Annotated in this window: 8 protein-coding genes and 1 pseudogene; 7 read left to right on the top strand and 2 right to left on the bottom strand. The window is 71.6% G+C overall.

Annotated features, from left to right (window positions below; all coding sequences use genetic code 11):
* Together ABZ646_RS35545 and paaI are read right to left on the bottom strand one after the other, a co-directional pair.
* Window positions 1–583 (bottom strand): annotated as a pseudogene (locus tag ABZ646_RS35545) (phenylacetate--CoA ligase); the annotation flags it as partial.
* Window positions 580–1,011, bottom strand: coding sequence for a hydroxyphenylacetyl-CoA thioesterase PaaI (paaI, locus tag ABZ646_RS35540; RefSeq protein ID WP_360528426.1), 432 nt, complete (start codon window positions 1,009–1,011; stop codon window positions 580–582). The pseudogene ABZ646_RS35545 and the gene paaI, both read right to left, overlap by 4 nt.
* Before the next feature lie 187 nt (window positions 1,012–1,198).
* Here paaI and paaA point away from each other — a divergent pair, with 187 nt between their 5' ends.
* From paaA to ABZ646_RS35505, 7 genes are all read left to right on the top strand, one after another.
* On the top strand, window positions 1,199–2,176 hold the full coding sequence (gene paaA, locus ABZ646_RS35535) for a 1,2-phenylacetyl-CoA epoxidase subunit PaaA (RefSeq protein WP_360528423.1): 978 nt from the start codon (window positions 1,199–1,201) through the stop codon (window positions 2,174–2,176).
* A complete protein-coding gene (gene paaB, locus ABZ646_RS35530) occupies window positions 2,173–2,463 on the top strand; it encodes a 1,2-phenylacetyl-CoA epoxidase subunit PaaB (protein WP_360528420.1) in 291 nt (96 codons plus the stop codon). The genes paaA and paaB overlap by 4 nt, the downstream gene beginning before the upstream one ends.
* Window positions 2,464–2,472: 9 nt before the next feature.
* Window positions 2,473–3,303 (top strand): 1,2-phenylacetyl-CoA epoxidase subunit PaaC, encoded by an 831-nt coding sequence (gene paaC / locus ABZ646_RS35525; RefSeq protein WP_360528417.1) that lies wholly within the window; start codon window positions 2,473–2,475, stop codon window positions 3,301–3,303.
* Window positions 3,297–3,815, top strand: a complete 519-nt coding sequence (paaD, locus tag ABZ646_RS35520; protein ID WP_360528414.1) for a 1,2-phenylacetyl-CoA epoxidase subunit PaaD — start codon at window positions 3,297–3,299, stop codon at window positions 3,813–3,815. The genes paaC and paaD overlap by 7 nt, the downstream gene beginning before the upstream one ends.
* Entirely contained in the window at window positions 3,815–4,927 is a 1,113-nt protein-coding gene (paaE, locus tag ABZ646_RS35515; RefSeq protein WP_360528411.1) for a 1,2-phenylacetyl-CoA epoxidase subunit PaaE, read from the top strand. The genes paaD and paaE overlap by 1 nt, the downstream gene beginning before the upstream one ends.
* 265 nt (window positions 4,928–5,192) lie before the next feature.
* On the top strand, window positions 5,193–5,531 hold the full coding sequence (locus ABZ646_RS35510) for a hypothetical protein (protein WP_360528408.1): 339 nt from the start codon (window positions 5,193–5,195) through the stop codon (window positions 5,529–5,531).
* A 190-nt stretch (window positions 5,532–5,721) separates the two neighbouring features.
* Window positions 5,722–7,335 (top strand): metallophosphoesterase family protein, encoded by a 1,614-nt coding sequence (locus ABZ646_RS35505; protein WP_360528405.1) that lies wholly within the window; start codon window positions 5,722–5,724, stop codon window positions 7,333–7,335.
* Window positions 7,336–7,394 lie beyond the last annotated feature (59 nt).

Here is a 7,394-nt window from a genome sequence, read left to right as displayed (position 1 = left end):
GTTCGAAGTCCTGGATGATCTGCACCTGGCGGGCGGTCATGCCGCCGGAGGCGGGGATCACGGTGCAGCCGGCCCGCTCGGCGCCGTAGTGGGCGCCCAGGCCTCCGGTGAACAGGCCGTAGCCGTAGGAGATGTGGACCTTGTGGCCGGGCCGGCCGCCGGCGGCCCGGATGGAGCGGGCCACGACGTCCGCCCACACGGACAGGTCGTTCTCCGTGTACCCGACCACCGTGGGGCGGCCGGTGGTGCCGCTGGAGGCGTGCACCCGCCGCACCTCGGACATCGGCACGGCGAACATGCCGAAGGGGTAGGTGTCCCGCAGGTCCGCCTTGGTGGTGAAGGGGAAACGGGCGAGATCCGCGAGCGTCCGGCAGTCGTCGGGGCCCACACCGGCCGCGTCGAACTTCTTCCGGTACAGCTCCACGTTGTCGTAGGCGTGCCGCAGGGTCGTGCGCAGCCTGGTGAGCTGGAGCGCCTCGACCTCCGCACGGGACATCCGCTCGGCGCCGTCCAGCAGCGCCTCGGGAAGCGGCTCCGCCCGGCGGGTGTCCCGGGGCTCGGGCGCGATCGCTTCGCTGCTCATTGCGGCTCCTCCTGATGTGTGCGAAGGGTGCGGCTGCGGCCGCGGAACTCCGCGATCACCTCGTCGCCGCGCGTGACGCTCACGTCGTAGACACCGCTGCGGCCGAACCGGACCCGTTCCCGCGCGGTGGCCACCAGTACGTCGCCCTCGTAGGCGGGCGCGACGAACTCGATGTCGGCGCCGGCGGCGACGGTCACGGGGCCATGGCTGTTGCAGGCGCAGGCGAAAGCGGTGTCGGCGAGCAGGAACAGGTAACCGCCGTGGGCGGTCCGGTGCCCGTTGACCTGCGAGGACGACACGGTCATCCGGAGCACGGCGGTCCCTTCGCCGTGCTCGAGGAGCTCGATGCCGAGCCCCCGCGACGCCTTGTCCGCGGCGAGCATCGTCTCGACGGGGCCGGGTGCCGTACCCGGTGCCTGTGTCGGCATTTCCACCACCTTGGGAACCGACCGAACATTCGGTTAGCGAGCGGCGAGGTCAAGTAATCCAGCAAGGTCCCGGCATGTCAAGGGGCGCAGTCGCGGTCGCCCGGCGCGGCCCTGACCGGCCCGGGCTCTTGCCAGATCGGGGTGGGCGCGCCCTATGATGGACCGAACGAATGGTCGGTAGGGAGTGATGGAGATGACCGAAGCGGCCGGAAGGGACGCCGAGCCGGAGCTGGAGTCCCATTTCGAGGCCACGATCGCGCGTGACCAGCGGATCGAGCCCCGCGACTGGATGCCGGAGGGCTACCGCAGGACGCTGATCCGGCAGATCGCCCAGCACGCGCACTCCGAGATCATCGGCATGCAGCCGGAAGGCGAGTGGATCACCAGGGCGCCCTCGCTGCGCCGCAAGGCGATCCTGTTCGCCAAGGTCCAGGACGAGGCCGGCCACGGCCTGTACCTGTACTCGGCCGCCGAGACTCTGGGTGCCGACCGCGCCGACCTCACCCAGCGACTCCTCGAAGGCCGCCAGAAGTACTCGTCGATCTTCAACTACCCGACGCTCAGCTACGCGGACGTCGGCGTCATCGGCTGGTTCGTCGACGGCGCGGCCATCTGCAACCAGGTGCCGCTGTGCCGCAGCTCCTACGGCCCCTACGCGCGCGCGATGGTCCGCGTCTGCAAGGAGGAGTCCTTCCACCAGCGGCAGGGCTACGAACTCCTGATGACCATGATGCGCGGTACCGAGGCCCAGCGGGAGATGGTGCAGGACGCCGTGAACCGCTGGTGGTGGCCCTCGCTGATGATGTTCGGGCCGCCCGACGACGACTCGCCCAACTCCGCGCAGTCGATGGCCTGGAAGATCAAACGCCACAGCAACGACGAACTGCGCCGCCGCTTCGTCGACATGACCGTCCCCCAGGCTGCACAGCTCGGCGTCACCCTGCCCGACCCCGAGCTGCGCTGGAACGAGGAGCGCGGCCACCACGACTTCGGCACCCCCGACTTCACCGAACTCAAGGAAGTCATCACCGGCAACGGCCCCTGCAACGCGCAGCGGATGGAACGTCGGCGCACCGCCCACGAGGAGGGTGCCTGGGTGCGCGCGGCCGCCAGTGCCCACGCTGCCAAGCAGGCCGCCCGGGCGCGCAAGGAGGCAGTGGCATGAGCGACTCGCAGAACTGGCCGCTGTACGAGATCTTCATCCGCGGCAAGCGCGGCCTCAACCACGTGCACGTCGGCTCCCTGCACGCGGCCGACGACCGGATGGCCCTCACCCACGCCCGCGACCTGTACACCCGGCGCAACGAAGGCGTGAGCATCTGGGCGGTGCGCTCGGAGCACATCGCCGCCTCCAGCCGGGACGAGAAGGACCCCTTCTTCGCCCCCAGCGCCGACAAGGTCTACCGGCACCCGACGTTCTACGACATCCCCGACGACGTCCCGCACATCTAGGAGCCGGTGATGAGCGACGACCACGTCTACCTGAGCCTGGCCGAGGGCCATGACGACGGCGACGCCCGCTGGGCGTTCGGGACCGGCTTCGAGGACCCGTTGTACGGCGTCGACACCACCGTGCCCCGGCACGTCGACGCCGCCCGACTGGCCGCCCTGTGCCTGGCACTGGGCGACGACGCCCTGGTGCTGGCCCAGCGGCTCGCCGAATGGGTGACCCGCGCCCCCGAACTGGAGGAGGAGGTGGCCCTGGCCAACATCGGGCTCGACCTGCTCGGCCAGGCCCGCCTGCTGTACGCCCGCTGCGGGCAGACGGACGGCACCGGCCGCACGGAGGACGCCTACGCGTACTTCCGTGGCCCCGGCGACCTGCGCAACGTGACGCTCGCCGAGCTCCCCAACGGCGACTTCGCCTTCTCCGTCCTGCGGCTGCTGGTGTTCGCCAGCTGGCGCCTCGCCCACTTCGCCGAACTCGCCACCGCGTCCGACCCGGTGCTCGCGGCGATCGCGGCCAAGGGCGTCAAGGAGCTCGCCTACCACCGGCAGTACGCCGCCGAATGGGTCGTACGCCTGGGCGACGGCACCGAGGAGTCCCACGCACGCATGCTGACCGCCCTGGAAGGACAGGCGCCCTACTGGGACGAGCTGTTCGCCGCGCAGGACGTGCGGGACGCGGTGCTGGCGGATCTCCGTCAGGTGTTCGACGCGGCCGGGCTCCCCACCCCGGTTCTTCCGCCGTCGCCGGGCAACGGCCGCGACGGTACGCACACCGAGCATCTGGCCCCGCTGCTGGCCGAGTTGCAGAGCGTGGCCCGCGCCCACCCGGACGCGACATGGTGACCGGCGCGCTGTCCGGGGTCCGGCTGGCCCGGGACCTCGCCGAGCAGGTCCCCGACCCCGAACTGCCCATGCTCACCCTCGCCGACCTGGGTGTGCTGCGGGGTGTGACGGTCGAGACCGACGGCACGGTGGTCGCGGCCCTCACCCCCACCTACTCGGGCTGTCCCGCGATGGCCGAGATGCGGGCCGCGGTCGCCGCCCGGCTGCGGGACGCAGGCTTCGAACGCGTGGAGATCCGCACGGTGCTGGACCCGCCGTGGACGAGCGACTGGATCACCCCCGAGGGACGCCGCAAGCTCGCCGCACACGGCATCGCACCGCCCATGACGGCGCCGCGGCGTCCCGTGGGACCCGTGCCGCTGGACCTGGCGCCGACCCGGCGCAGGGTGCCGTGCCCGCACTGCGGTTCCGCCGACACCGAGGAGACCTCCCGCTTCGCGGCCACCTCGTGCAAAGCGCTCTGGCGGTGCCGCACCTGCCGTGAGCCGTTCGAGTACGTCAAGGAGATCTGATGGCAGAGCTGACGGCACCGGCCGCCGGTGCCCCCGCGACGAGGGCACGCCGGCGCCTCCCGGCCTTCCACGCCCTGCGCGTCGCCGCGGTCCAGCCCCTGTGCGAGGACGCCGTGGCGGTCACGTTCGACATCCCCGCCGCCCTCGCCGAGGAGTTCACCTTCGGCCCCGGCCAGTCACTCACGCTCCGCCGTGAGATCGACGGGCGCGACGAACGGCGCTCCTACTCGATCTGCTCACCGGCCGGGGCACCGCCCCGCATCGGCGTCCGGGAGGTCCCCGGCGGGCTCTTCTCCTCCTGGCTGGTCCACGAGGTGCGGCCGGGCGACACCGTCCAGGTCATGGCGCCCACCGGAGCCTTCACCCCCGACCTCACGGTCCCCGGCCACCACGTGCTGATCGCGGCGGGCTCGGGCATCACTCCCATGATGTCCATCGCCGAGTCCGTCCTGGCGGCCGACGACCGCTCGGAGGTCACGCTGTTCTACGGCAACCGGCGCACCGACACCGTGATGTTCGCCGACGAACTGGCCGATCTGAAGGACGAGTACCGCACCCGGTTCCAGCTGGCGCACGTCCTGTCCCGCGAACCTCGCGAGGCCGAGCTCCTCTCCGGCCGCCTCGACGGCGACCGCCTCGCCGCCCTCATCGAGGGCCTGGTCGACGTGCGGGACGCCGACCACTGGTGGCTGTGCGGCCCGCACGGCATGGTGCTCGACGCCCAGAAGGTACTCGCCGGGCTGGGTGTGCCCGGCCCGCGGGTGCACCGGGAGCTCTTCTTCGCCGACGAGCCGATCGAACCCGTCCGGCACCCGGAGAAGGCGGTGGACGGACCGGTCAGTGAGGTCACCGTCACCCTGGACGGCCGCTCCACCACCGCCCTGCTGCCCCGCGACAGCACCCTCCTCGACGCCGCCGCCCGCATCCGGCCCGACCTGCCCTTCGCCTGCAAGGGCGGGGTGTGCGGCACCTGCCGCGCCCGCGTCACGGCCGGCGAGGCGGACATGCGGCGCAACTACGCCCTCGAACCGGCCGAGGTGCGGGCGGGCTACGTCCTGACCTGCCAGACGTTCCCGGTCTCCGACTCGGTGACGGTCGACTACGACAGTTGAGCAACCACGAACGCGGGCGCCGGCGAACCGGAGCGCGGACGTCCGGCATCCGTACCCTTGCGGCTTTCCACGGAAGTTGCCACGCTGGTCCTCCGGACCGCCTGCCCGGCGTCCCGGCGGCGTTCGCGAGACCGCCGGCCCCGACCCGTCCCGGCTCGATACGTACGTGCGCGCTGCCCTCCCTCCCGGCGCTGACGCGCGTACAGCGCGCCCCCGCACCACAGCCACCGGCCGGACAGCCGCCGCCTCACCTGTGGAGCACACCATGGACACGAGCGAGGAGGCCGCCCGCGGCCTGACCGACATCCAGGACTTCCTGTACCAGCAGGCCCACCTGCGAGCGGCCCGTCGCCGCGTCGCGGAGTTCACCGCCCGGGAGCCGGGGCTGACCGCGGCGCAGAAGGCGGACATCGAGCGCTGGTACCTCGCGGAACAGACCTATGTGGCACGCATGGTGACCGACCACATCGCCGCCAGCGTCAGCGAGGCGGAGCAGCGGCACCACGCCCGCTTCGGCCACTGGCTGCGCGGCACCCTGACCGCGATGATCCTCATCACCGTGGCCATGGGACTGTGCGTGACGGCGGTGCTGGTCGGGGCGTGAGGAGCCGTCCGCCGACCGGTACCAGGTCAAGGGCGGGACGGCGGCGGGTAAAGGCGAGGCCAGGTGTCGGTCTTGGTGACCTGATGCCTGACCCGTGATGACCAGGTGGTCATGTGGTGTTCATGTGACGGCAGTTGGGCTGGGCCAGGGTGCGGTCGTTGTCAGCACAGCTGCTCGTCGGGAGGGCGTCATGACCGCACAGACAGAGTCCGCAGAGGACAGACCGGCGGGGGAGCCGGACGGGCTCAGCCGCCGTCACGCGCTGGGCCTGCTCGGGACCGCGGGGGCGGGCGCCGCCGCCACCGGACTGCTGGGAGCGGGCGCGGCACAGGCCGCGCCGCTCGCCGCCCCGGCCCTCCACCTCACCGCGGACGCCTCGGGCGCGTCCCCCGTCCAGGGCCTGCACCTGACCTTCGGGGCCGACCCGCGCACCCAGATGACGGTGTCATGGATCACCGACGGCCCGGTGACCAAGCCGGTCGTGCACTACGGCACCCTGGAGCACGGCTCCGGCTCCAAGGCCGTCGCCCGGACCGTGACCTACGTCGACGGCACCTCCGGCCGCACGGTGTACGTCCACCACGCCCGGCTCGACCGGCTCGCCCCGGACACCGACTACCTGTACCTCGCCACGCACGAGGGTGCGACCCCGGACAGCGGCACCTTCCGCACGGCCCCGCGCGGGCGCAAGCCGGTCACCTTCACCAGCTTCGGCGACCAGTCCGCCCCGCAGGTCACCTGGTCGGCCGCCGGCACGGTCGCCCTGGACGCCAACTCCACACCCGCCACGAAGGACATCGTCACCGGCATCGAGCAGGTCGCCCCGCTGTTCCACCTCCTCAACGGGGACCTCTGCTATGCCAACCTGGATGTCGACCGGGTGCGGACGTGGAACAACTTCTTCACCAACAACACCCGTTCGGCGCGTTTCCGCCCCTGGATGCCGGCGGCCGGCAACCACGAGATCGAGAAGGCCAACGGCCCGCTCGGACTCGGCGCCTACCAGGCCTACTTCTCCCTCCCGTCCACCGAGACCGACCCGGAACTCGCGGGCCTGTGGTACGCGTTCACGGCCGGTTCGGTGCGGGTCATCGTGCTGCAGAACGACGACAACTGCCTCCAGGACGGCGGCGACGTCTACATCAGCGGCTACTCGGGCGGCCGTCAGCTCGCCTTCCTGGAGAAGGAGCTGAAGGCGGCGCGTTCCTCGAAGGACGTCGACTGGGTGGTCGTGGCCATGCACCAGGTCATGATCAGCTCCTCCGACGCCAACGGCGCGGACCTGGGGCTGCGCGAGAAGTACGGCCCGCTGTTCGACCGGTACGGCGTCGACCTCGTCCTGTGCGGTCACGAGCACAACTACGAGCGTTCGCTGGCGGTCCGCGGCGTCGTGACCGGCAGCGAGACGCTCACCCCCAACCCCGTCTCGCAGGCCACCGACGACATCGACGCCGACCTCGGCACCGTGCACATGGTCCTCGGCGGTGGCGGTGTCTCCGGCACCACCAACCAGAACTTCTTCAAGGACGGCACGGGCAAGGTGATCACCGCCGTGTCGGCGACCGCCGGATCCAACGGCAAGCGCACCCCCACCTACGTCAAGGAGCAGGCCGTGTGGATGGGGGTCCGGGACACCGACCACCCCTACGGCTTCGCCGCGTTCACCGTCGACCCCGGCCGGCACCCCGGTGACACCACCCGGATGCACGTCACGTACTACAACGTGAACAAGCCGCACGGCGAGCTGTCGGTCTTCGAGAACTTCACCCTCCACCGCAAGCGCTCCGACGGCCACGGCCACTGATCCGGTGGGCCGGGCGGCACCCGCCCGGCCCACCGGTCCGCGCGGCGCCGGCCGGCTCC

This window comes from Streptomyces sp. NPDC007162, assembly GCF_040634175.1.
In the GTDB taxonomy this organism is placed as follows: Bacteria; Actinomycetota; Actinomycetes; order Streptomycetales; family Streptomycetaceae; genus Streptomyces.
The sequence above is the reverse complement of the archived record's forward strand: the minus strand, read 5'-3'. Positions and strand labels throughout refer to the sequence as shown.